Origin of the sequence: Halovenus amylolytica, assembly GCA_004015825.1 — an archaeon.
Taxonomy (GTDB): Archaea; Halobacteriota; Halobacteria; order Halobacteriales; family Haloarculaceae; genus Halovenus; species Halovenus amylolytica.
In genome coordinates this window covers 85,698-107,911 of record SAYS01000010.1, presented here as the reverse complement: position 1 = coordinate 107,911, position 22,214 = coordinate 85,698, and the positions used below count along the sequence as shown (strand labels likewise).

Genomic DNA, 22,214 nt, shown 5'->3' with positions numbered 1-22,214 from the left:
TTACGAATAAGTCGGGTGGAAATGCACAGCTAACCGTTAAGCTCGGTCTAATTAGATTCACGTGGTACGGCTATTTAATCCTGGGTAGACCGGAGTGAAAGTGAAAACAGTCTAACCGATTTCCTGGACGTGGCCTGGTTCGCAGTAGAAACGAAGGGGGGTTTCAGCTGGAGATTGTCAGCAACCTTATCCGTCGCCAACCGGTTTCCGGCGGAGTTCGTCGATGAGATCGTGGAGGTGATTCAATTCGGATTCGAGTTTCTCGCGGCGGTCGATGAGTTCGCCGAGTTCGTCAGTGTTGACGGAGTGGTCTTCCCGGAGTGCGGCCTCCAGTGAGTCGTTGGTCGCCTGGACGAGATAGCTCGCGGACTGGAGGACCTCCTGTGGTGAGCCGCGGTACTCGAAGAGATCGACACCGCCAGAGTACGCAGTATAGGCGACGAGTGGGACCTCCTCCTCGGAGTGATAGGTTGTCGTTACGTCGAGCCCCGTGAGTGGGTTGTGTCGTTCGTTCGATATTTCCATCCGGACCAGACTGAACGGTTCGGAGAGGCTGGGATACGTTTCGGCGAGATCGCGGAGTTTGTCCGCGGGTTCGCCGCCGAGCTGTGATTCGACGTCACCGAAGAAATGTTTCGAGCCGGTCAACGCGAGCGCAACAGTGTAGAACACTTCCTGGTTGTTCCTGGCAAAGGTCCGGATCCGGTCGCGGAGCCGGTCGTACTCCCCCTCGATGGACAGTTTTTCGAGTTCGTCTAACAGCGCCAGCGTGCCACGTTCACGCTGGAGGTACGCCTCGACCAGCGCACCAGGCATATCCTGGCGGTCCACATCGTCCATATCAGACATTCAGGCTCGATTGCCTTACTGTTTATTACCGCACTGGGGCCAGAGTGACCATTAAGACGCTCCCGTCCTATGCTATAGTATGCGTGTTCTCGTCACGGGTGCAACAGGGTTTGTCGGCGGCCGCCTGCTAGAGCCGTTACTCGCCGCCGGCCACGACGTCCGGGCGCTCGTCCGCGATACGACCCGGTACGACGGGCCGTCGGCTGTCGAGTTGTTCGAGGGTGACATCCTCGAACGCGGAAGCTTCGAAGCGGCATTCGAAGGCGTCGACGCGGCATACTACCTCATCCACTCGATGTACGCCGGCAAGGACTTCGAGGAACGTGACCGGCTGGCAGCCCGGAACTTCGCCAGGGCCGCGAGCGATGCGGGCGTCGACCGCGTGGTCTATCTCGGCGGCCTCGGTGAAGCAGGTGACCACCTCTCGAAACATCTCCGCTCCCGGCGCGAGGTCGAGTTTATCCTCGGTGAGGGAGACTACGATCTGACGACCCTTCGTGCGGCGATCATCATCGGCGACGGCAGTGTGAGCTTTGCGATGGTTCGCCAGCTCGTCAAACGCCTGCCAGTCATGATCACACCGCGGTGGGTCGACACGGAGTGCCAGCCGATCGCTGTCGACGACGTGGTGACCTATCTGATCGGTGTCCTCGATGCACCGGAGACAGCCGGCGGGACCTACGAGATCGGTGGCCCGGACGTGCTCACCTACGGCGAAATTATGCAGCGGACGGCCGTCGCGCTGGACCAGCGTCCACCGACCATGATCACCGTCCCGGTGCTCTCCCCGAAACTCTCCTCGTACTGGGTCGGGCTGGTCACGAACGTCGACTGGCGTGTTGCCCGACCACTGATCGACGGGTTGAAAAATCCGACCGTTGTCACAGATGATAGCATCAGATCACACATCGACGCAGAGGACATCCCCTTCGATACGGCGGTCAGGCGTGCTGTCGGATCAGAACGGTGAGACGAACCAACAGATGAGTTCCAGACAGGAGTACTGACGAGATGAGTTCACAGTACAGTGATTCGTGGGTCTACGAGGGAATCATCGGCGCACTGCCGGGTATCGAGGTCAACCCATACGTTGCACTCCTCCTGCAGTTCTTACTGTTCGAGGCAGCGGTACTCGCGCTGGCACTCGTCTACAGCCTTCCGGAAGCGGCGGTCGCTGGCACTGTCGCCGTCCTCGTCGCGACTGCGGGGAGTGCGGAGTTGCTGCGTATCGGCACGCTGGTCCGCGGACAGGACGTTCCGGAATCCTACCGGCGGCTCCTCTTTAGCTCGAACATCGAGGTCGTGCTGGCGGTGCTTTCCTTCATCGCGCTGATCACCTACCTGTTCGTCTTCGATCCCCAGCAGACGGAGACGACGTTGATCGAGTCGCTGTTCGGCCCCGACGCACCGGTTCTCGCGGTGTATCTCATGTTGCTCATCCTCTGGGACGTCTGCTATCGGATCGGCGCGGGCTGGTGGGCCAGCGTCGCCGCACTCTGGCGGTCTGTCCGGTACAGCTTCGACGGCGAGACACGGCGACAGCTCCGGCGGGCGGATATCGATACGATCCTCTTCGGGCTGCTCCAGCTCGCCTTTCTCCCCTTCCTGGTCGGACAGCCGATCCTGTTCGTCGTCGTCGCCGGCCACGTCATAGCGGTCGTGCTGGTCACTGGAACCTCGATTCTGCTACTCTCGCGACAGTAGTGATCGAAGGATGGATCTGCGCTGTGACGGAGCGGTCTCGGGGAGTTTATGTGCGGGCCGTCCCTCTCGAATGCCATGAGCGAAGCGGACGAGACGACGGCCGGTCGCGGGGATATCTGGCTCGAAAAGTACCGGCCACAACGGTTCGACGAGATCGTTGGACAGGATGCGATTGTCGACCGACTCCGGAGCTACGTCGACCGGAACGACCTTCCGAACATGTTGTTCGCAGGGCCGGCCGGCGTGGGGAAGACGACCTCGGCGATAGCTGCTGCACGCGAACTCTACGGCGAGGACTGGGAGGAACATTTCCTCGAACTCAACGCCTCCGACGAACGGGGGATCGACGTGGTTCGCGACCGGATCAAAAGTTTCGCACGCACCTCCTTCGGCGGCGCGAACTACCGGATTATATTCCTCGATGAGGCCGACGCATTGTGTGTTCCGCCCGGAACAGAGGTCGTTGCTGGGTATCCGTCGTCACCGGAAGTGAAACCGATAGAAGAAGTTGCTACCGACGGTGAACCGATTCCATCTGTCGATTTTGAGACAAATGAAATACAATCAGACAAGGGCAAACTCGTAGATTCGGGCGTTGCGGACTTCTTCGAAGTCGAGTTAGCGGACGGGAGGACAATTCTGGCGAGTCTTAGCCACCCGTTTTTTGTGGTCGATGAGGACGGAACGCTCGTAGAAAAGGAATTACGCGAACTGTCGCCAGGGGACAAGATAGCTGATTTCAAAGACGACATCGGCGTTTCGCAGTGCGAGGTCTGTGGTGCCTGGACTGCAGGTCGGTTCTGTTCTATGGACTGCAAAGACGAAGGGGAGGAATTCGAGCCAGCACTCGTCTCCGATGGAGGATTACAGACTGTTGAGACCGCAGAAGTAAACAGCATCGAATACAGCCATCGCGGAAAGGCGTACAACATCAGCATGGAGGGGACCCCCAACTTCATGCTCGCTAACGGTATTTTGACCCACAATACCAGCGACGCACAGTCAGCACTCCGCCGGACGATGGAGCAGTTCTCGAACAACGTCCGGTTTATTCTCTCCTGTAACTACTCCTCACAGATCATCGACCCGATCCAGTCGCGGTGTACGGTCTTCCGGTTTTCGCCGCTGCCCGACGAGGCGATCGAACGGCAGGTCAGGATGGTCGCAGAGAACGAGGGGATCGAGATTACTGACGACGGGATCGAGGCGCTGATCTACGTCGCCGGCGGCGATATGCGCGCTGCGATCAACGGCCTCCAGGCCGCGGCAGTCACGGGCGGAGTCGTCGACGAAGAGAGCGTCTTCGAGATCACGAGCACTGCTCGCCCGGAGGACATCGAGGAGATGGTGACGCTGGCACTCGACGGGGACTTTACTGCCTCGCGCACACAGCTCGACCGCCTGCTGACCGACGAGGGGATCGCCGGCGGTGATATCATCGATCAGTTGCACCGCTCCGTCTGGGAGTTCGAACTCGAAGACCAGGCTGCAGTCCGGGTACTCGACCGGATCGGCGAGGCGGACTACCGCATCACATCGGGGGCGAACGAGCGGATTCAACTCGAAGCGTTGCTCGCCTCGCTGGCGCTGGAGAAGTAGTCCGATACGTACGACTGAAAACGCTCCGAGTGAACCGCCTCGGGAAGCAAGTAGTCACCAGTCCGGTCGATCAGACCCGTCCAGCCCGTTCGCGTCCCGGACGAGCGACTGAGCCTCGGGGAGAATAATTTCGTCAGTCGCGAGTAGCGCACCGTCGATCGTGCCGGGAACGGCAAAGACCGGGACGTTGTCGATGACGCCAGCAGTCGTGCGCGTGCCGACGATAGCAGTTCCCTTGTCCTCGTGAGCGAGCAATCTGAACAGCTCTCCGAAGCCCGGAAGCTGTTTGCTAAACAGCGGTTCGACAGCCTCGACTGTGACATCGTCGGGCTCGATACCGGTTCCACCGATCACGACGACAACGTCGACGTCGTCGCGGTCGGTCAACCGTGTCGTAGTGCTCTGGACACTGTCGTACGAGGGCTGGATGAGATCTCGGGTCGTGACCGTCCCGTCATCTTCCTCGATCGCTTCGAGGACGACGTCACCCTGTGCATCCTCGGCGATCGATCGATCGTCGGCGACAGTGACAATTGCATAGCAGAGTTCCGAGAGATCGATCTGCTCGGGAGTCTCCGCTGTGGCGGACTGGGAGTCCGCAGACTCGTCGGCGGACGCCGGTTCGTCGGGCGGTTCTTCCTCGTCTGTCTCCGCAGCCTCGGTCCCACGAGTGGTGTCCCGGGACTGGAAATCGACCATACTGTGCATCGGACGTGAAGCGTAAAAAGGCCCCCGGGACTGACAGTCCTCGACCAGCGATCGGGCTCAGCCGTCGATCGAGACCCCGGTGATCTCGAACCGTGCGCCGCCGTCTTCACTCTCTGTCACGTCGATCGCCCAGCCGTGGGCGTCGACGATCTCCGTGACGATTTTGAGCCCGATTCCCGTCCCATCGGCTCCCGTCGAAACGCCCACATCGAAGATCTCCTCGCGGATCTCTGCTGGAACACCGGCCCCGTCATCTTCGAAAAAGAAACCATCGTCGAGCAGTCCGATCCGAACGGTGACAGTGGTATCCTCCTGACCGGCCCCGTCGCAGCCGTGTTCGGCGCTGTTTTTCAGCAAGTTTTCGAGCAGTATCGTGACCAGATCCTCGTCGGCCTCGATGAACGCAGCTGATTCGGTCGAGAGCGCCACACAGTCAGTATCGAGGGTTGCCAGTGACTGCGTCGCGACTGCCGCGAGGTCGACCCGGGCCGTCTCCGAAACGGGGTTTCTGCTACGAGCGAGTGTCAACAGAGCGTCGATGAGTGTTTCCATGCGGTCGTGTGCTCGCGCAACCGCAGCGAGGCGTTCGTCGTCGACAGATTCCCGGACCAGTTCGAGCTGGAGCTGGGCGACGTTCAGTGGGTTCGAGAGGTCGTGGCTGACGATCCCTGCGAACTCGTCGAGACGTTCGTTCTGTCGCCTGAGCTCCGCCTCGCGTTCGAGCTGTTCGATCTTGTTTTCGGTGTGACTCAAGAGGAGTTCTGCGAACTCGATATCTTCGTCGGCAAAGGCTTCGGGAGTGGTGCTCACCGCCTGGAAGACCCCGTACTCGTCGATTGGAACGCTGATCCCCGAGCGGTAGGATTCCTTGGCAGGGTTCACGTCGTCGTTGTCGGGGACGCGCTCGACAATCTCCGACTCACCACTCTGGAAGGTCTTGCCGGCGAGCCCCTCGTCGGTTCGCATTCGCTGCACGCCATCGGGTGGCGTATTCTCTGAGACTGCATACGGGACGAGCCACTCGCCCTCGCGGATGACGATCGAACAGGTATCGAATTGGAGAATGTCGGCCGCGGCCGTGACTGTGCGTTCACAGACCGCCTCGACGGTCTGCTCGCGCTGGATCGTCGTGGCGATCTCGTGCAACGCCTCGAAGGCGGTCTCTCGCCGTCGTCGTGGTGTCGCGTCCGAAAGGGCAAAGACGACGCCCTCGACGTCGCCCTGACCGTCGAACAGTGGTGCGCCGCTGACCTCGACGATCCGGCGGACACCATCGGCGCAGCGAATCGAGTGTCGATAGCCGTCGACCGGCTCGCCGGACGCAAGCACGCGCCGAAATGGTAACTCCTCGTCGGGGATCGGCTCCCCATCCAGATCTCTGCTCTCCCAGTCCGGATCGTCGTACGTACGCTCCAGTGGCCCATCGCCGTCGAAGCCGAGTATCGACCGGGCACGATCGTTCGCGAAGGCGATTTCCCCGGAACGGTCGACCCGGACGATCGCCGTGGGAATCGGGAGGACACGAATCGACTCGTCCATATCCACTCTTTATTTTCCTGTTAATAAACAGTTCGTCCCGGATTATCAATACTGAGAAAGCCGGAGAAACGACCGGACACACGACTGTTCAAGTGCGTGTGGGCCAACCCGGTAGTATGAATCTACACTGGCATCGGCGTGATCTCCGGCTCGATGACAACCGGGGGCTCGCGGCCGCAGCCGAGGGGGAAGCGATCGGGCTGTTCGTCTTCGATCCGACGGTTCTCGACCACGCAGCACCGCCGCGGCTGTCGTTCATGCTCGATGCGCTCGACTCGCTGCAAGCCGAGTACGAAGACCGGGGAACGGACCTGCTGGTCGCCCACGGGAATCCGGTCGAGCTGGTCCCAGCGATTGCAGACGAGTCCGACGTCTCGACCGTGACGTGGTGTGCAGATTACTCCGGACTGGCCAGAGAACGCGACGCTGCCGTCAGGCGGGCACTCGACGACGAGGGGATCGAACGCCGGGCTGTCCACGATGCGGTCCACCAGAAACCCGGCTCGATCACGACGAACAGCGGCGACCCCTACAAGGTGTTTACCTACTTCTCGAAGAAGTGGCACGACCGCGAAAAGAAGGAGCCACTCGACCCGCCAGCCGCCGACGATCTCGCAGCCGTCGAATCCGGCGCGAGCGAGCACACCCTCGACGAACTGCCGACGCTGTCAGATCTCGGGTTCGACGAGCCCGACGCAGATATTCCGCCTGCAGGCACAGACCACGCCAGAGAACGCCTGGAATCGTTCTGTGCCGGCGATATCTACAGCTACGACGAGCGCAGGGATTACCCGGCAGATCGGAGTACCTCCCGGCTGTCGGCCGATCTCAAATACGGGACGATCGGCATCCGGGAGGTCTACCAGGCGACTGATCGGGCGCACGCCGACGCCGACTCGGAGAGCGAACGGGAGTCAGTCTTCGAGTTCCAGGACCAGCTCGCCTGGCGGGAGTTCTACACGCAGGTGCTCTGGGATCGGCCGGATGCCGTGACGGAGAACTACAAATCCTACGAACGCCCCATCGAGTGGAACGACGACCCCGAGGGATTGCAGGCCTGGAAAGACGGCGAGACGGGGTATCCGATCGTCGATGCGGGGATGCGACAGCTTCGTGACGAGGCGTTTATGCACAACCGCGTCCGGATGATCGTCGCCTCCTTCCTGACGAAAGATCTCCTGATCGACTGGCGGGAGGGGTACGACTGGTTCCGCGAGCTGCTGGTCGATCACGACACCGCCAACGACAACGGTGGCTGGCAGTGGGCCGCCTCGACGGGCACCGACGCACAGCCGTACTTCCGGGTGTTCAACCCCATGACCCAGGGCGAGCGGTACGACCCCGACGCCGAGTACATCAAACGGTACGTCCCCGAACTGGAGAGCGTGCCAGCGGAGACGATCCACTCCTGGCACGAACTCGACGAGGGCGCCCGACAGATGCACGCCCCGGAGTACCCTGCACCGATCGTCGATCACAGCGAGCGCCGGGAGGCAGCAATCGAGATGTTCGAACGAGCACGCGGCGACGGATGACGTGTAACTGCACCAGAACGTCTCGAGAGTCGTGGTACGACCAGTACCAAGACTCGTTGTCGTAACTCGAAAAATGAGTCCGCTCTCGAAAACAGAGATTACCGGTGCGGGAACCTTTTTGATGTTGCCAGCCGACATATCGAACTGGAGGGATATACAATGCCAGAACATTCGAACCCAGAACTTCCGGAACTTCCATATGAATACGACGCTCTCGAACCACATATCTCCGAGCAGGTGGTTACGTGGCACCACGACACCCACCATCAGGGGTACGTAAACGGCCTCGAATCGGCCGAGGAGACACTCGCCGAGAACCGCGAGAGCGGTGAGTTCGGCGGGAGTGCCGGCGCGATGGGCAACGTCACCCACAACGGCTGTGGACACTATCTCCACACGCTGTTCTGGGAGAACATGCATCCCGACGGCGGCGGCGAACCGGAGGGCGCGCTGGCCGACCGCATCGAAGAGGACTTCGGCTCCTACGAAGGCTGGAAAGGCGAGTTCGAAGCCGCCGCATCAGCCGCCGGTGGCTGGGCGCTGCTCGTCTACGACCCGGTCGCCAAACAGCTCCGTAACGTCCCGGTCGACAAACACGACCAGGGCGCACTCTGGGGCTCACACCCGGTTCTCGCACTCGACGTCTGGGAGCACTCCTACTACTACGACTACGGCCCGGACCGCGGCTCCTTCATCGACGCCTTCTTCGAGGTCGTCGACTGGGACAAGGCCGCAGAAGAGTACGAGACGTGCCTCGACCACTTCGAGTAGTCGGACTGTAGAGTTACGTCGCACCGAGGGCGTACAACACCGATTTTTTTCGAACCGGAAACGACCGATCTTCGATAGCGATGAAGCTGTCCTGTCGAGATCTCAGCTATCCGAACTCGCATCGAGATAGTTGTTGATGACCATCGGAAGAATCGCTCCGACGAAAACCAGTACACTGGAGGCAATCCCCGGCGGTGCGTCTAACCCGTCGGCGGCCAGGAACGCGAGTACTGTCCCGATCATCGCACAGACGAGGACGACCTCGTTTTTGCGAGAGACCATATCGGACGTTGCAATACGATGTACATGATGCTTGGGGTACCAGAGACGGAACGGACAGCCGAGAGTCTCTACCAGTTGGTGTGTAGTTAGATCGTCAGCAGTTGCTCGATCCGAGCGTCGGCGCTGTCGGTCCCGGCCTCCCGAAGGCCCGCAACTGCGTCTTTGAACGCGACGTTGAAACTGGCCGGCCCGTGAACGTCGCCGAACGCACCGTCTGCTGCCGCCTCGCCAGCGAGCCCGAAAGCGACAGTTCCCGCGAGTGCAGCCTGTTCAATATCCTCGATGGCGCCGGCGAAAGTAGCGACGGAGGCACCGAGCATACAGCCCGTCCCGACGACGGTCCCCATCTGTGGATCGCCGGCCGTAATCTCGTAGGCGGCCTCTTCAGTCGCGACAACGTCTGTCTCGCCAGAGGCGACGACGACGGTGTCGTATTTCTGTGCACAGGCGACGGCTGTCGTCGCGATATCGCTGTACTCGCCGACAGATTCGACACCGCGGATCTCGGCATCCTCACCCGCAAGCGCGGTCACTTCTCCGTAGTTCCCCTTGATCGCAGCGACGTCCAGCTCCGATGCGAACCGTTCTGCGACGCGATTCCGGGTCGGCGTTGCACCGACGCCGACCGGATCGAGTACGACGGGGACACCCTGCTCGTTCGCAGCCTCCCCCGCTGCGATCATCGTCGCCTCGTCGCTCTCGCTGATCGTCCCCATGTTGAGCAGGCAGGCCTGTGCGGCGGCGATCATGTCGGCGACTTCGCGTTCGTCCTCGGACATCACCGGCAGTCCGCCCCAGTGGAGGATGACCTGGGCGACGTCGTTGACCGTGACGGAGTTCGTGAAAGCGTTGACCAGTGGCGATCCGTCGGCGACTGCATCGAGGCTCTCTGCGAGGTCGACAGTCATGCCTGCCCCTCCATCTCGGCGGCCCCCTCACGACGGCGCTTCCCGTCAGCGATGGCACTGGCGAGTTCCCGGGTCGCTGCCGCCGGATCGTCAGCCTGGGTGATCGCCGTGATGACGGCTGCACCGTCGGCACCCGCCGCAGCGACATCGGGCGCGCGCTCCGGTGTCACGCCGCCGATACCGACGAGCGGAATCTCGACAGCGTCGGCGATCGCCTCGACCGCATCGAGACCGATCGCCGCGCCGGCGTCGTCTTTGGAGTCAGTGTTGTAGATAGTGCCAACACCGAGATAATCTGCACCAGCGGCTTCGGCTACCGTCGCCTCCTCGACTGTCGAGACGGATTGTCCGATGATGGCGTCCTCGCCGAGTTGTTGCCGGGCCGTCTCGACCGGGAGGTCGTCCTGGCCCAGATGCACGCCGTCTGCCGCTGCCGCCACAGCGACATCGACCCGGTCGTTGACGACGAGTGCAACGCCAGCCTCCGCGGTCGGCTCACGGAGCGCGCGTGCGACCCGTAGCTGATCCGCTGCACTCCTGTCTTTCTCGCGCACCTGGACGGCGTCGACACCGCCGGCCAGTGCGTCGGTCACGATCGATTCTGTACTGCGTCCCGCCGAGAGATTCTCCTGTGTTACGAGGTAAGTCTCGAACTCGCGGTCCATACGCCAGCCAGGTACCACGCGGTTTTACTACTGCCGATTAGAAAACGAGCGATCGGAGTCTACAGCAGAAATCGATCCGTATCGCTGCTCATATCGTTGAAATCGTCGACCGCCTCGATGAGTTCTTCCGCAGTTGACTCCTCGAAACAGTACGCCTCCACGCGCACGCCTTCGTGTTTCAGGTGGTGACAGAGGCGGGTGAAATCGCCGTCACCGGTACAGAGGACGACCGTATCCACGTGGTTGGCGAGTGTGACAGCGTCGAGAACCATCCCGACGTCCCAGTCTGCTTTCTTGCTCCCGTCGGCGAACGTTTTGATATCCTTGATCTGTGTCTCGAAGCCGATGTCGACCAGCGCCTCGAAGAAGGATTCCTCTTCCGGTGCGTCGGCTCTGATGACGTAGGCGATAGCCCGGGTAAGCCCGCGGTCGGAGACAGCCTCCTCCAGCAGTGCAGAGTAGTCGATATTCCGTGAGTACATACTCTGTGCAGTGTGATACAGGTTCTGTGAATCCGCGAGGACGGCGACACGCTGAGACGGATGAATTTCGCTCATACAGAAATTCTGCGAGCCAGCCGGATATGCGTTGTCACCCTCGGTGCGACAGAGCGACGCCAAAAAGAACGAGGAGAGCTACTGGCGGTCAGTAGCCAACAGACTGCGAACGGAGTCGTTCGATGCGTTTCTCGGTCGGCGGGTGCGTCGAGAAGATCTTCTGGAGCAGGGAGCCACTGGTGCCGAAGATACAGAGAGCGTTGACCGTGTCCTCACCACGCATCTCTTTGCCCTGCGCACCGGAGCTAATTTTCTCCAGTGCGCGAGCCATCGCGTCGGGATTGCGGGTGTAGGTGGCAGCATCTTCGTCGGCAACGTACTCCCGGTACCGCGAGATTGCCATCACGAAGATCATGACGACCATCTGTGCGACCGTCCCGAGGATCATCCCGACGATGTACGAGCCGATGTTGCGCTCGCCGCCGAGGATGTAGCCCCACTGGACGATGATCCCGACCATCGACGCGATCGACTGGCCGAGCACCATGATGACCACGTCGCGGTTGTTGATGTGGGAGAGTTCGTGAGCGATCACACCTTCGAGTTCGTCGTGGTCGAGCAGATCGATGATCTCGCGCGAGACGACCACGACACCGGCTCCTTTTCGACCGACAGCGAAGGCGTTCGGGACACCCATGTCGGCGACCATCAGGCGCGGTTTGTCGAGATCCATCTCCTGACAGAGTTTCTCGGTCGAGCGATGGATCTCCCCGTAGTTGTACCGCCCCTCGGCGTGTTCGGGCATATCTTCGGCTCCGACACTGCGCAGCGCCATCCACTTGCCAAACTTGTACTGGAAGCCGACAAAGCCGACGCTGCCGAGCAACAGCACGGCGAGAACGGACGTGCCCGTTCCAAACATATACAGTACCAATCCAGCGATAGCCGCGTAGAAGCCGAACAGTATGCTTCCAGCGACCATCATCCGGAGTTTCAGTCCGTTGTGTCCGACCATCAACTATACATAGGTAATCGAAACTAAAAAAGTGAACGTTCCTGACTACCGGTAAGAAACAGGCGGACTGACGCTGGTGGCTATACAAAACTGAAGAATTTCGCCCCCGCGCGGTCGAATATGTGCACGAATGTATAGCCACCAGTATGAACCGAAAATGGCTAGTTTTCGACGGTGATCTCCCCGCCGTGGGCGACTGTCACATCGTGCCCCTCGACAGCGAACGTCAGCGGATCCGCCGTTTCGTCTTCGAGCACGGTACGTAGCTCGTCTCGGTCGACATAGGAGTGAATGTTCGAAAGCTCATCTTCGGATAGATCGGTCTGGGTGAGCACTGCATCGACGATCGCTGCCCCGGCCGGTGTGGGCCGAATCCACTGTTCATCGTCGTCGTCGTCCCGCATGATGTATAGCCCGCCCTTGTCCGAGCTCATACCTGCAGATACGATAGACCCATATAAAGACTGTCCGCGTAGTTTCAGAACGCGAAATAACCTGGCTGTGGCTAGAGTGGTGTGAAAAGCCGGTTGGAGGAAGGAAACGATCGGTCAGGATTGTCAGAGGCACGGTCCGGGTTACGCTCCCCCAACTCGGCAATTTTGATTGCAGTGGAATCCATATATCAGTGTTGCATTATCCGTCATGCACTTTATATACGCTGTGACAAGATGTGTGCCGATTGAAATTACAGATTCTCGCGTTGATACGAGCCATCGTACGCGCCGACATGATCGGCTTCAGCGAGGACGAGCTGTGCGATCCGGGCACCCGCTTCGACCGTGAGTTCGTGGTGAACTTCGAGCAGCCCCTCGCCACGTCCCTCGTAGCCGGCATCCCAGACGGCAGTATCGAGCATACAGGAGTTACGCAACAGCGACGACCGGGGGTAGAGAAAGCCGATATGATCCTCGGGGATCCGGATTCGCTCGCCGTACCGGACGATATAGCCACCCTCGGCGAGCGTGTACGCGCCCGCACTGTCGTCGTGAGCCCAGGGCGCTTCGGTCGGCTCGAGTTCGCGGCGCTCGCCGACCGTTTTGTCGCCGCGTTCGATCCGACCTGCGTCCGTCTGCTCGAAGACAGCACCGAGCGTGAGATCGACCCCGTTGGGCTGGATCTGACTCTCCCGTAGCCCATCGAGCTGTTCGGCGACGAACGCTCCGCTTTTGAACATACGACTGGGTGAAGGCGAGCAGATCTAAAACAGTACTGGTTCGACACGTATTCACTCAGCGATCAGGGCCAAATACGCGGCAATAACATGATTTATGGGTTAGGATATTCGATATTCACACGCTATGGGACAGACTCTTACCGAAAAGATCCTCGACGATCACCTCACCGAGGGCGAACTTGAACCCGGAGAGGAGATCGGTATCGAGATCGATCAGGTCCTGACACAGGACACGACCGGAACGCTGGTGTGGCTCCAGTTCGAGGCGCTCGGCCTCGACGAGGTCCAGACAGAACTTGCCGCACAGTACTGCGACCACCAGACCTACCAGTTTGACTTCAAGAATACGGACGACCACCGTTTCCTGCGATCTGCGGCCGGCACGTTCGGTGCCTACTTCTCGCGACCCGGCAACGGCATCTGCCACAACGTGCACAGAGAGAACTTCGCTGCGCCGGGCAAGACGCTGCTCGGTTCTGACTCACACACGCCAACGCCCGGCGGACTCGGCCAGCTCGCGATCGGTTCGGGCGGGCTCGACGTCGCCGTCGCGATGGGTGGGGGCTCCTACTACATCGAGATGCCGGAAGTCGTCAACGTCCGCCTCGAAGGCGAGCTGCCGGAGTGGGCGACTGCGAAAGATATCATTCTCGAGATGCTGCGCCGACTCTCGGTCAAGGGCGGCGTCGGCAAGATCTTCGAATACACGGGGCCGGGCGTCGAATCGCTCACCGCCCCCGAGCGGATGACGATCACCAACATGGGGACCGAGCTGGGTGCGACCTCCAGTATCTTCCCGACCGACGAGCAGACGAAAGATTATCTCGAACGCGTCGGCCGCGAGGAGGTCTACGAGGAACTCCAGCCCGACGACGACGCCGAGTACCACGACGAGATCGTGGTCGATCTCTCGGAGCTCGAGCCGCTCATCGCACAGCCGTCGATGCCCGACAACGTCGTGCCAGTCAGTGAGGCTGCCGGTGCCGACGTCGACCAGATCATCATCGGCTCCTGTACGAACGGTGGCTACGAGGACATCCTCCCGGCCGCGAAGATGCTCGAAGGCCGCACGATCGATCTCTCGACGGAGATGATCGTCGCGCCCGGTTCGAAGAAGGCAAGCGAGATGCTCGCACGTGAGGGCTGGACGGCCGAACTGATGGCCGCCGGTGTCAACTTCTCCGAATCCACCTGTGGTGCCTGTATCGGGATCGGCCACGTGCCGGGCTCCGATTCGGTTTCGCTGCGAACGTTCAATCGGAACTTCGAGGGTCGGTCGGGAATCGAGGACGACAACGTCTACCTCTGTTCGCCGGAGGTCGCCGCCGCGGCCGCACTCAAAGGGGAAATTGTCGATCCGCGAGATCTCGCCGACGAACTCGGCGATCTCCAGGACCCCGGCCTCGAACTCCCGGACACCTACGAGGGTGCCGAAAGCGACATCATCGAGCCCGACGAGGCCGTCGACGACGGTCTCATCAAGGGGCCGAACATCGGCGACGTGCCGCTGAAAGAGCCGCTGGACGCCCACCTCGAAGGCGAGACGCTGTTGAAGATGACCGACAACATCACGACCGACCACATCATCCCTGCGACGCAGGACATCCTGATGTACCGGTCGAACATCCCGAAACTCAGTGAGTTCACGCTGTCGCGGGTCGACGACACCTTCGCACAGCGTTCACTCGACAGCGACGGCGGCTTCCTCGTCGCCGGCGAGAACTACGGTCAGGGTTCCTCGCGTGAGCACGCGGCACTCTGCCCGATGTATCTCGGCATCGAGGGCGTCCTCGCACAGAGTTTCGCCCGGATCCACCGCGCGAACCTCTTCAATTTCGGCCTCCTGCCGCTGGAGATCGACGAAGACACCTACGAGAAGATCGACCAGGGCGACAACATCGAGATCGTCGACGACGTTGCCGATGCGGTGACCTCCGGCCAGGAGGAGTTCACGATCCGCGTCAACGACGACTGGGAAGCGACGGGTATCCTCGAAGCCTCCGAGCGCGAACGCCAGATCCTCGTCGACGGCGGGAAACTCTCCCACGTCAAACAGCAGTACGAGGACGAAGGCACCGGCGCGCCTGCTGACGACTAGGCCACCACCTTTTTCCCGTTCGGGTGCGCTTCGCGCACCGCTCACGGCAAAAACGCGGGCGAAAAACGCTGAACGCTCGCTCCGCTCGCGTTCAGTGAACCGCGCTCACTGCGTTCGCGCGGATGCTCGGGATCAGTTCACACGTGCGGCCCGTTATCAACCGAGTGCATCATAGAAATGTTTCTAACGATCTGTCTGTTCAATCCTTGTCAAGACTCGTTTGCAAGATAGAAGGCGCGAATGCATCACCAAGATTCCGAACGACCACAGCATTATTGCGCTTGCTTCGCTATTACGTAGGGATGGCAGACACGAAAAATGGACGAAAAAAGCAAGCAGACGACGAGAACCGACGTGGAGACGAAGTTCCGGACTCGCTTCCGGAGTGCCACCGTCGCGGCTGCACCAAGAGGGCGACGTTTGTCGTCCTCGAGCGATATCAGGAAGAAACCGGGCATGGCGCCGTTGAAGCAGAGGCCGTTCTCTGTCAAGAGCATACCGACGAAGAGAGTCCCACGAATCTTGATAGCAGTTACGCGGATTACGTGTTTCGTGTCGAACCCCTCCAAGAGCCCCAAGACATGGAAACAGCATGATCAAACAGATGTAGTTCGATCACTCCCGTCGTGCTGAATCTACGCTCTGTATCTTCCACTGCTTTTCGTAATCATAACCTAACCGACAGTTCGCCACCCAAGCCGCATCGCAGTAGCTTGGCTGTGACTGCTTCTATGACACGATATACGACGTCTTGATCAACTGTGCTCGTCGATCCACTGGCACCACGCCTCGAAATCCGCTGCACCACACTGGTCGGCGATCGAGCGGAGAGTCCCGATTTTCACTTCCTTGTGCATCGGCACGTCGACGTTCCGTATTTCGCCTGTTTCGGGGTGTTCGTATCTGAGCCGAACGTGACTCCCGGTTCGTGAGACAGGCCGGTAGCCGAACTCTCTAAGAACGGAGATAATCTCTCGACCGGAAAATGTCGTTCGAACCATCGACAGCTACTGTAGGAAGTCGGGAAGCGATTTCTCCTCTTCGGGAGAGTTGATACCGAGTTCGTCACGGAGGAACTCGTTGGGATTCTCGATGGATTCACCGCCGCCTTCGTGAAGTTCGAGTACCTCCGCAAGCTGGGCAAGGGCCTCGGCACGACTGTCTCCACCTCGCGCGAGTCCCGTTTCCAGATCCCGAGCGGTGATCGTGCCATCGTCTTCTTCGACGAACTCGACACCCTCTGGGCCTCCTTTTTCACCATCGTCAGTCCTGCTCGTCATGTAGTAGAATTTGGATACTCTCTGAAATAAGCCTTCGGCCGACCCAGTATATTCTGATCGCTAACAGTGCGAGACCATTTTTATTCGTGCCGCAACGCCTCGATGGGATCGACTCTGGCTCCGCGCCAGGCAGGGTACAGTCCGGAGAGCACACCGACGGTCATCCCGATAACGACGGCGATGGCGATCCAGTCGACCGGGTAGACCATCGGCCAGCCGATCCCCGTGGCCCCGAGATAGCCGATCCCGAGGCCGACGGCCACGCCGATGATCGCACCGATCACCCCGAGGATGAGCGCCTCGACGATGAACAGCTGGATGATGTCGCGCTTGCGGGCGCCGATCGCTTTCATGATCCCGATCTCCCGGGTCCGCTCGGTGACGCTGACGATCATGATGTTGGCGATGCCGATCGAACCGACGACGAGGGAGATGGCCGCGATTCCGCCGATCAGGAACGTGAACTGGTCGATGATGTCGCCGATCTGGTCGACCGCGTCGTCGACAGTCTGGGCTTTGATGACCTGATCGTCGCCCTTGAGCTGTGCGGCGTCAGAGTCCGTCTTGAGATAATCGAGGACCGCCGCCTGGGTCTCGTCGAGGGTGTCTGTGCTCTCGGCGGCGACGATCATCGAGGCGTAGGCTTTCTCCGTGTCGCCGTCAGGTGTCTCGACTGTCGTCCCGTAGTTGTCGAGTGAGATGTAGCCCGCAGTCGGGATGCGGTTGTTTCCACCACCGGGCGACTCCTCGACGATTCCGACGACGGTGAACGTTTTCGTGGGACCGCCGTCGTAGTTGATCTGGACCTCGTCACCGACCGCGAGGCCGCCGTCGACGATATCGGCTGCGTCGGCAGGGAGGACGATCTCGTCGTCGGCCTCGAACAGTTCACCCGCGGAGAGATCACCGTCGAGTCGCTGGGGGTCGGTCGCCTGAATATTGAACTGACCGGTCTGTTGCTGATCCCCGTGGCGTAGCTGGATCGCCCGTTTGTTTGCTTCGGGAGCGACGAAGTCGACACCGTCGATCGATTCGAGGGCTGCGACGTCGGACTCGGTGTAGATCGGGTTGGTCAGGATCTGGCTGCCGCCGAAGCCGCTGCTTTCCTGCTGGGTGTTGACCCACATCCCGGGCTCGTCGTTGCCCTCCCGAATATCCTGGGCGATGTTCGCCTCGAACGCGCCACCCAGTACCATGAAGACGATCACTGCGCCGACGCCGATGATGATCCCGAGCGTCGTCAGCGAGGATCGGAGTTTGTGGCCGGTGATCGCCCGCCAGCTGATCCTGAAACTCTCCGTGAGCTTCATCGTTCACCCCCGACCTGCTCGATTTCCTCGATCTGCCCGTCGACGAGGTGGATGATCCGGTCGGCGTGTTCGGCGATGTGACGCTCGTGGGTGACCATCAGAATCGTTCGCCCGGCCTCGTGTAACTGCTCGAAGAGCTCCATGATCTCCGCACCCGTGTCGGTGTCGAGGTTCCCCGTGGGCTCGTCGGCGAGCACCAGTGATGGCTCGTTGACGAGCGCGCGTGCGATGGCGACTCGCTGGCGTTGCCCACCCGACAGTTCCGGCGGAGTGTGATCGAGTCGGTCACCGAGTCCGACACGCTCCAGCAACGTCTCCGCACGCTGGCGTCGTCCGTCGTCGAGATCGTTGTGAAAGACCAGCGGCATCGTGACGTTCTCCGCGGCCGTCAGCCGGGGCATCAGGTTGAACTGCTGGAAGATGAATCCCAGCTCCGTCCCTCGCAGTTTCGCCCGCTCGTTACCGGAGAGTACCGTCACGTCCTGGCCAGCCACCGTGACGTCACCCTCGTCGGGTGTATCCAGACAGCCGACCATATTCATGAGCGTACTCTTGCCGGAGCCACTCGGCCCCATCACCGCGGTAAAGGAGCCAGCCGGCAGGGAGATCGAGACACCATCGAGCGCGTGGACCGGCTCGCCGAGGTGGTAGGTCCGACGCACATCCTGCAGTTCCACAGTGGTCGCACTGGGAGACTGCTGGCTCGTCTCGGTTACTGCCATCCAGACCACCTCGTGTCGCATCTGTGGCCGGGTGGCGTCGTCTGCGATTCGATACCGTCTCGGAGACGATGGCGGTTCGTCATCTCTTGTACAGATGGACGAGTTTCCCGCCCATCTGTTTGAATGCTAGCTATGCAGACGAGACAGAAAGAGACGCTAGCTATACAGAACACGCCGGCGTTATCACCTCGCAAAACTGGGGAGCGAGCTATAAAACACGAGAGATCAACGTGTAGGTAATGCCAGCAGTCGAGACCTCGGATCTCGGGAAGGAGTACGGTGACGTGGTCGCACTCGAAAGCCTGAATCTCAGCGTCGAACGTGGCGAACTGTACGGGTTGCTCGGTCCCAACGGGTCGGGCAAGACGACGACGATCGAGATCCTGACCGGACAGCGAACACCGACCAGCGGTTCGGCTGCTGTCCTCGGAATCGACCCCGTCGCCGACCCGATCGACGTCCGGCGCGAGATCGGGATCCTCCCGGAGCGAGAGGATCCCCCGAGTTTCCTCACACCGCGGGAGTATCTCGAATTCGTCGGGGAGATCCGCGGGATCGGGAGTATCGACGAACGGATCGACCGGTGGGCCGAGCGGTTCGAATTTCGGGGGATCCTCGATACCCTCTCTGCAGATCTCTCCGAAGGAGAACGCCAGCGTGTGATGCTCGCACAGGTGTTCATCCACGAACCCGAACTCGCGTTCATCGACGAGCCGCTGGTGAATCTCGATCCCCTGATGCAGGCCGAAGTCAAAGACCAGCTCGTCGAGTACTGCGGGGCGGGAAACACTCTCTTTCTGTCGACACACTTCGTCGAGGTTGCCGAACAGCTCTGTACGAAAATTGGGATCATCGCCAGCGGTGAACTCGTCGCCGAGCGCGACCCGGCGAACCTGGAGGATGGACTGCTGGCCACCTTCGAGGAGTCGGTCGGCACCGCCGAGAAACGAGCCGTGGAGGTGTCCGGGCAGTGAACACCCTCCGGCGGATGCTCGTCGAGGAGTACCGCCTGCACACGGAGCTGTTCGGTCGGAGCCGGTTTCTGCTCTTTCCGCTGTTCGTGACCGCCATCGCCGCCGGCGGGATCTGGCTGCTCGATCTGACCGGCAGTCCGCTGGCGACGATCGTCGCCGGCGTCTTCGGGCTCGTCTTCTTTTTCGGGCTCCAGGTCGGCACGCTCGGGTTGATCGGTCGGGATGCGATGCGGGACGTCCTCGGCGACGTGACGCTGCTCGTCTTTTCGGCCCGAACACTGCCGGTCTCGCGGCGGTATCTGCTCGGCGTGTTCATCCTGAAAGATATCCTCTACTACGCCGTCTTTTTTCTCACACCGATCGTCGTCGGCTTTCTCCCGCTGGTGATCGGCGGCGAGTTCGCTGTCAGCCAGATTGCGCTGCTCTGGCTCGCCATCGCAGCCACCTTCGCGCTCGGCACGGGTGCCAGTCTTACGGCCGCGGGGATCGGGACACGGAACAGGCTGGCACTGCTGGCAGCTGTCACAGCTATCGTCGCCGGGATCGTTCTCGAACCGGAGCTGGCAATCGCCGTGACTCCCTACGCGCTGTACGCAGACCCGACGGCACAGACGGCCGTGCTGAGTGCCGCAGTGCTCGTCTCGGTACTCGTTGCCGGCCCCTTCCTCTTCGAACCGACGACGAACAGCAGCCTCCGGCGGGCGGATGCCGACCGATACCGGCAGTTACGCCGTCTCGGTGATAGCTACGCCGCACGGACGCTCCTCGAAGTGAGTCGCTCCAGTGGCTCTATCTGGAAGGTCGCCTTTTCGCTGGGCGTTCTCTTCGCTGTCGGGGCGCTGTTGCTCGACAGAGTTACCGCTGCGACGGCACTCGATCCCTCCGCCGGAATCGCCTTCGGAACCCTGCTCGGGCTCGGTACCTTCACGACGTACAACTGGGTGACACAGGTCGATAGCCCGCGAGAGTATCTCCGCTTTCCTGCGGAGCTTGAGGCCGTGTATCGCGGAAAGCTCCGGGCTTTTCTCGTGCTGGCGATGCCGGTCGGGACCGGCTATCTCGGGGTCGCTGCACTCTGGTATCCCGCCGGTGAACTGCTGATCGGACTCCTCGTCTTCCCGCTGGTCTCGCTGTACGTCTTCGGACTGACAGCATATCTCACCGGACTCTCACCCAACGAGTTGCTGTTCGACACACCGCGGTTTGCGGTGTACGGAGCCGGACTCGCTACACTCGGTGTGCCACTGCTTGTCGCCGCACTCGCCTACGGCACTGCACCGCAACAATCGACTGGGATCGCAGTTGGGCTGTCGGCTGTCGCCGCCGCCGTGGGCGTGGTACTCGTCAGTCGAACCGGCAGTCGCTGGCAGACACGCCTCAGAGACGACTGATCGAAAGATCGTGGAAAGTGGAGAACGGGGCACGTAGGCCCTTGGCGAGCCCAGCCGTGCCCCAGTGCAGAGGTGGTACGTTGGCCACACCAGAACAGGTGGGGGGATTTCTGGTTGACAGGTGGTTTGCTGACGATACAGTGACGATCTGGAAATCGTCGATCGTGGTCCGCGTTTCGTGTTTTGTTTTCCGCATCTGTTCCGAAGTTCCGATAGTATTTATGCGTTTTCCTGAACGTATATCTAACTATCTCGAAGAGTATTAGATAATATAGGATATATAAGGATCGGCGTTCGACGTTTCGAGCGCAGAGACAGCCCTACTCGTGCAGCTGTCCGCGGACCATCGCGACCCCAGTTTTGAGATACGAGGGGCGAGTGATCCGGTCGTGTTCGGCCCGTGTGAGTTTGAAATCGAAGATGTCGATGTTGTCGGCGAGATGCTCGCGGGAGGTGGACATCGGGATCGTCATAACGTTCTCGTGTTGTGTCGCCCAGCGAATCGCCGTCTGCGGGCCGGATTTCCCGTACGGTCTCCCGATCTCTGCGAGCCGTTCGTCGTCGATTGCGCCGCCGTTGGCCAGCGGGCTGTAGCCGGTCAGGACGACGTCGTGTCGCTGGCAGTACCGGAGAAGATCACGTTGTGGCCACCAGGGATGGAAGAGGACCTGGTTCGTCAGAATCGGAGCCTCGGAGAGACTGCGCGCACGGTCGAGTCGGTCCACGCTGAAGTTACTCACGCCGATGTGTCGTGTCAGCCTTGCATCTACTGCTTCGTTGAGTCCTTCGATCACGTCGTCGAGATCTGCGAGCGGGTGTGGCCAGTGGATCAGGAGGAGATCGACCTGATCGACACCGAGTCGGTCACAGCTCTCACGGGCGGAGCCGACGATCTCCGTAACCGATCTGTGGGTCGGGTCGACTTTCGTCGTCAGGAAAATCTCCTCGCGGTCGACGTCATTGTCCTCGATCGCACTCCCGACACCCCCCTCGTTTTCGTAGAGCTGGGCCGTATCGATGTGACGGTAGCCCAGGTCGAGAGCCGTCGAAACGCTCTCGTAGGCCACCTGCTGGTCCATCTGCCAGGTTCCGAGTCCGACCACTGGTACCTCGGCGCCCGCTTGCGTGACGTATTCCATGACTGACTCGTCGTTCGGTCCGGACCCAGATAGGTCTTGAGAAGCTGCTGGACC

The 22,214-nt window shown here is 60.7% G+C and carries 24 protein-coding genes; 9 read left to right on the top strand and 15 right to left on the bottom strand.

The window, feature by feature from the left end:
* Positions 1 to 186: 186 nt before the first annotated feature.
* Positions 187 to 840, bottom strand: coding sequence for a hypothetical protein (locus tag EOW68_RS10420; RefSeq protein WP_128225094.1), 654 nt, complete (start codon positions 838 to 840; stop codon positions 187 to 189).
* Positions 841 to 928: 88 nt separating this feature from the next.
* Here EOW68_RS10420 and EOW68_RS10415 point away from each other — a divergent pair, with 88 nt between their 5' ends.
* The 3 genes from EOW68_RS10415 to EOW68_RS10405 all read left to right on the top strand — a co-directional run bounded on the left by EOW68_RS10415 (position 929) and on the right by EOW68_RS10405 (position 4,152).
* Complete coding sequence (locus EOW68_RS10415) at positions 929 to 1,819, top strand: NAD(P)H-binding protein (RefSeq protein WP_128225093.1); 891 nt, start codon at positions 929 to 931, stop codon at positions 1,817 to 1,819.
* 41 nt (positions 1,820 to 1,860) lie between these two features.
* Positions 1,861 to 2,553: a DUF7530 family protein gene (locus EOW68_RS10410; protein ID WP_128225092.1), complete on the top strand. Its 693-nt coding sequence runs from the start codon at positions 1,861 to 1,863 to the stop codon at positions 2,551 to 2,553.
* Between the two features lie 75 nt (positions 2,554 to 2,628).
* Positions 2,629 to 4,152 carry an AAA family ATPase gene (locus EOW68_RS10405; protein ID WP_128225091.1) on the top strand — a complete coding sequence of 508 codons (1,524 nt, stop codon included), beginning with the start codon at positions 2,629 to 2,631 and terminating at the stop codon, positions 4,150 to 4,152.
* A gap of 54 nt (positions 4,153 to 4,206) precedes the next feature.
* On the opposite strand, the gene EOW68_RS10400 is transcribed toward EOW68_RS10405, so the two are convergent.
* Both EOW68_RS10400 and EOW68_RS10395 read right to left on the bottom strand, forming a co-directional pair.
* A complete protein-coding gene (locus EOW68_RS10400) occupies positions 4,207 to 4,851 on the bottom strand; it encodes a MogA/MoaB family molybdenum cofactor biosynthesis protein (protein WP_431358863.1) in 645 nt (214 codons plus the stop codon).
* 66 nt (positions 4,852 to 4,917) lie between these two features.
* Positions 4,918 to 6,399 carry a sensor histidine kinase gene (locus tag EOW68_RS10395; protein WP_128225089.1) on the bottom strand — a complete coding sequence of 494 codons (1,482 nt, stop codon included), beginning with the start codon at positions 6,397 to 6,399 and terminating at the stop codon, positions 4,918 to 4,920.
* Positions 6,400 to 6,515: 116 nt separating this feature from the next.
* Between EOW68_RS10395 and EOW68_RS10390 the strand changes: the two genes are divergently transcribed.
* Both EOW68_RS10390 and sod read left to right on the top strand, forming a co-directional pair.
* Positions 6,516 to 7,934: a cryptochrome/photolyase family protein gene (locus tag EOW68_RS10390; RefSeq protein ID WP_128225088.1), complete on the top strand. Its 1,419-nt coding sequence runs from the start codon at positions 6,516 to 6,518 to the stop codon at positions 7,932 to 7,934.
* Positions 7,935 to 8,093: 159 nt separating this feature from the next.
* Positions 8,094 to 8,705 carry a superoxide dismutase [Mn] gene (sod, locus tag EOW68_RS10385; protein WP_128225087.1) on the top strand — a complete coding sequence of 204 codons (612 nt, stop codon included), beginning with the start codon at positions 8,094 to 8,096 and terminating at the stop codon, positions 8,703 to 8,705.
* 102 nt (positions 8,706 to 8,807) lie between these two features.
* Here the strand turns inward: sod and EOW68_RS10380 are convergent, their stop codons facing one another.
* The 7 genes from EOW68_RS10380 to EOW68_RS10350 form a co-directional block, all read right to left on the bottom strand.
* Entirely contained in the window at positions 8,808 to 8,987 is a 180-nt protein-coding gene (locus tag EOW68_RS10380; RefSeq protein ID WP_128225086.1) for a DUF7987 family protein, read from the bottom strand.
* Between the two features lie 86 nt (positions 8,988 to 9,073).
* Positions 9,074 to 9,895, bottom strand: coding sequence for a hydroxyethylthiazole kinase (thiM, locus tag EOW68_RS10375; protein WP_128225085.1), 822 nt, complete (start codon positions 9,893 to 9,895; stop codon positions 9,074 to 9,076).
* Positions 9,892 to 10,560: a thiamine phosphate synthase gene (gene thiE, locus EOW68_RS10370; RefSeq protein WP_128225084.1), complete on the bottom strand. Its 669-nt coding sequence runs from the start codon at positions 10,558 to 10,560 to the stop codon at positions 9,892 to 9,894. Before thiE ends, thiM begins: the two co-directional genes overlap by 4 nt.
* 59 nt (positions 10,561 to 10,619) lie before the next feature.
* The gene (locus EOW68_RS10365) at positions 10,620 to 11,117 is read right to left on the bottom strand and encodes a LabA-like NYN domain-containing protein (protein ID WP_128225083.1); all 498 of its coding nucleotides are present in this window, start codon (positions 11,115 to 11,117) and stop codon (positions 10,620 to 10,622) included.
* A gap of 88 nt (positions 11,118 to 11,205) precedes the next feature.
* Entirely contained in the window at positions 11,206 to 12,072 is an 867-nt protein-coding gene (locus EOW68_RS10360; RefSeq protein WP_431358862.1) for a M48 family metallopeptidase, read from the bottom strand.
* A 161-nt stretch (positions 12,073 to 12,233) separates the two neighbouring features.
* A complete protein-coding gene (locus EOW68_RS10355) occupies positions 12,234 to 12,506 on the bottom strand; it encodes a HalOD1 output domain-containing protein (RefSeq protein ID WP_128225082.1) in 273 nt (90 codons plus the stop codon).
* 251 nt (positions 12,507 to 12,757) lie between these two features.
* Entirely contained in the window at positions 12,758 to 13,246 is a 489-nt protein-coding gene (locus tag EOW68_RS10350; RefSeq protein ID WP_128225081.1) for a deoxyuridine 5'-triphosphate nucleotidohydrolase, read from the bottom strand.
* A gap of 124 nt (positions 13,247 to 13,370) precedes the next feature.
* Between EOW68_RS10350 and EOW68_RS10345 the strand changes: the two genes are divergently transcribed.
* The gene (locus EOW68_RS10345; protein WP_128225080.1) at positions 13,371 to 15,344 is read left to right on the top strand and encodes an aconitate hydratase; all 1,974 of its coding nucleotides are present in this window, start codon (positions 13,371 to 13,373) and stop codon (positions 15,342 to 15,344) included.
* 302 nt (positions 15,345 to 15,646) lie between these two features.
* The gene (locus tag EOW68_RS10340) at positions 15,647 to 15,940 is read left to right on the top strand and encodes a hypothetical protein (protein WP_128225079.1); all 294 of its coding nucleotides are present in this window, start codon (positions 15,647 to 15,649) and stop codon (positions 15,938 to 15,940) included.
* A gap of 159 nt (positions 15,941 to 16,099) precedes the next feature.
* Here the strand turns inward: EOW68_RS10340 and EOW68_RS10335 are convergent, their stop codons facing one another.
* The 4 genes from EOW68_RS10335 to EOW68_RS10320 all read right to left on the bottom strand — a co-directional run bounded on the left by EOW68_RS10335 (position 16,100) and on the right by EOW68_RS10320 (position 18,656).
* Complete coding sequence (locus EOW68_RS10335) at positions 16,100 to 16,345, bottom strand: type II toxin-antitoxin system HicA family toxin (RefSeq protein ID WP_128225078.1); 246 nt, start codon at positions 16,343 to 16,345, stop codon at positions 16,100 to 16,102.
* Positions 16,346 to 16,351: 6 nt separating this feature from the next.
* Complete coding sequence (locus tag EOW68_RS10330) at positions 16,352 to 16,624, bottom strand: type II toxin-antitoxin system HicB family antitoxin (RefSeq protein WP_128225077.1); 273 nt, start codon at positions 16,622 to 16,624, stop codon at positions 16,352 to 16,354.
* A gap of 80 nt (positions 16,625 to 16,704) precedes the next feature.
* Positions 16,705 to 17,934: an ABC transporter permease gene (locus tag EOW68_RS10325; protein WP_128225076.1), complete on the bottom strand. Its 1,230-nt coding sequence runs from the start codon at positions 17,932 to 17,934 to the stop codon at positions 16,705 to 16,707.
* Positions 17,931 to 18,656 (bottom strand): ABC transporter ATP-binding protein, encoded by a 726-nt coding sequence (locus EOW68_RS10320; RefSeq protein WP_431358861.1) that lies wholly within the window; start codon positions 18,654 to 18,656, stop codon positions 17,931 to 17,933. Before EOW68_RS10320 ends, EOW68_RS10325 begins: the two co-directional genes overlap by 4 nt.
* Before the next feature lie 239 nt (positions 18,657 to 18,895).
* On the opposite strand from EOW68_RS10320, the gene EOW68_RS10315 reads away from it, so the two are divergent.
* Together EOW68_RS10315 and EOW68_RS10310 are read left to right on the top strand one after the other, a co-directional pair.
* A complete protein-coding gene (locus EOW68_RS10315) occupies positions 18,896 to 19,630 on the top strand; it encodes an ABC transporter ATP-binding protein (RefSeq protein WP_128225074.1) in 735 nt (244 codons plus the stop codon).
* A complete protein-coding gene (locus EOW68_RS10310) occupies positions 19,627 to 21,021 on the top strand; it encodes a hypothetical protein (protein ID WP_431358860.1) in 1,395 nt (464 codons plus the stop codon). Before EOW68_RS10315 ends, EOW68_RS10310 begins: the two co-directional genes overlap by 4 nt.
* A 320-nt stretch (positions 21,022 to 21,341) precedes the next feature.
* Here the strand turns inward: EOW68_RS10310 and EOW68_RS10305 are convergent, their stop codons facing one another.
* Positions 21,342 to 22,160 (bottom strand): aldo/keto reductase, encoded by an 819-nt coding sequence (locus EOW68_RS10305; RefSeq protein ID WP_128225073.1) that lies wholly within the window; start codon positions 22,158 to 22,160, stop codon positions 21,342 to 21,344.
* Positions 22,161 to 22,214 lie beyond the last annotated feature (54 nt).

What these genes read in the sequence shown, in the direction of transcription:
- EOW68_RS10420 (WP_128225094.1), bottom strand. Translation starts at nt 840, where the DNA reads ATGGACGATGTGGACCGCCAGGATATGCCTGGTGCGCTGGTCGAGGCG.
- EOW68_RS10415 (WP_128225093.1), top strand. Translation starts at nt 929, where the DNA reads ATGCGTGTTCTCGTCACGGGTGCAACAGGGTTTGTCGGCGGCCGCCTG.
- EOW68_RS10410 (WP_128225092.1), top strand. Translation starts at nt 1,861, where the DNA reads ATGAGTTCACAGTACAGTGATTCGTGGGTCTACGAGGGAATCATCGGC.
- EOW68_RS10405 (WP_128225091.1), top strand. Translation starts at nt 2,629, where the DNA reads ATGAGCGAAGCGGACGAGACGACGGCCGGTCGCGGGGATATCTGGCTC.
- EOW68_RS10400 (WP_431358863.1), bottom strand. Translation starts at nt 4,851, where the DNA reads ATGGTCGATTTCCAGTCCCGGGACACCACTCGTGGGACCGAGGCTGCG.
- EOW68_RS10395 (WP_128225089.1), bottom strand. Translation starts at nt 6,399, where the DNA reads ATGGACGAGTCGATTCGTGTCCTCCCGATTCCCACGGCGATCGTCCGG.
- EOW68_RS10390 (WP_128225088.1), top strand. Translation starts at nt 6,516, where the DNA reads ATGAATCTACACTGGCATCGGCGTGATCTCCGGCTCGATGACAACCGG.
- sod (WP_128225087.1), top strand. Translation starts at nt 8,094, where the DNA reads ATGCCAGAACATTCGAACCCAGAACTTCCGGAACTTCCATATGAATAC.
- EOW68_RS10380 (WP_128225086.1), bottom strand. Translation starts at nt 8,987, where the DNA reads ATGGTCTCTCGCAAAAACGAGGTCGTCCTCGTCTGTGCGATGATCGGG.
- thiM (WP_128225085.1), bottom strand. Translation starts at nt 9,895, where the DNA reads ATGACTGTCGACCTCGCAGAGAGCCTCGATGCAGTCGCCGACGGATCG.
- thiE (WP_128225084.1), bottom strand. Translation starts at nt 10,560, where the DNA reads ATGGACCGCGAGTTCGAGACTTACCTCGTAACACAGGAGAATCTCTCG.
- EOW68_RS10365 (WP_128225083.1), bottom strand. Translation starts at nt 11,117, where the DNA reads ATGAGCGAAATTCATCCGTCTCAGCGTGTCGCCGTCCTCGCGGATTCA.
- EOW68_RS10360 (WP_431358862.1), bottom strand. Translation starts at nt 12,072, where the DNA reads ATGGTCGGACACAACGGACTGAAACTCCGGATGATGGTCGCTGGAAGC.
- EOW68_RS10355 (WP_128225082.1), bottom strand. Translation starts at nt 12,506, where the DNA reads ATGAGCTCGGACAAGGGCGGGCTATACATCATGCGGGACGACGACGAC.
- EOW68_RS10350 (WP_128225081.1), bottom strand. Translation starts at nt 13,246, where the DNA reads ATGTTCAAAAGCGGAGCGTTCGTCGCCGAACAGCTCGATGGGCTACGG.
- EOW68_RS10345 (WP_128225080.1), top strand. Translation starts at nt 13,371, where the DNA reads ATGGGACAGACTCTTACCGAAAAGATCCTCGACGATCACCTCACCGAG.
- EOW68_RS10340 (WP_128225079.1), top strand. Translation starts at nt 15,647, where the DNA reads ATGGCAGACACGAAAAATGGACGAAAAAAGCAAGCAGACGACGAGAAC.
- EOW68_RS10335 (WP_128225078.1), bottom strand. Translation starts at nt 16,345, where the DNA reads ATGGTTCGAACGACATTTTCCGGTCGAGAGATTATCTCCGTTCTTAGA.
- EOW68_RS10330 (WP_128225077.1), bottom strand. Translation starts at nt 16,624, where the DNA reads ATGACGAGCAGGACTGACGATGGTGAAAAAGGAGGCCCAGAGGGTGTC.
- EOW68_RS10325 (WP_128225076.1), bottom strand. Translation starts at nt 17,934, where the DNA reads ATGAAGCTCACGGAGAGTTTCAGGATCAGCTGGCGGGCGATCACCGGC.
- EOW68_RS10320 (WP_431358861.1), bottom strand. Translation starts at nt 18,656, where the DNA reads ATGGCAGTAACCGAGACGAGCCAGCAGTCTCCCAGTGCGACCACTGTG.
- EOW68_RS10315 (WP_128225074.1), top strand. Translation starts at nt 18,896, where the DNA reads ATGCCAGCAGTCGAGACCTCGGATCTCGGGAAGGAGTACGGTGACGTG.
- EOW68_RS10305 (WP_128225073.1), bottom strand. Translation starts at nt 22,160, where the DNA reads ATGGAATACGTCACGCAAGCGGGCGCCGAGGTACCAGTGGTCGGACTC.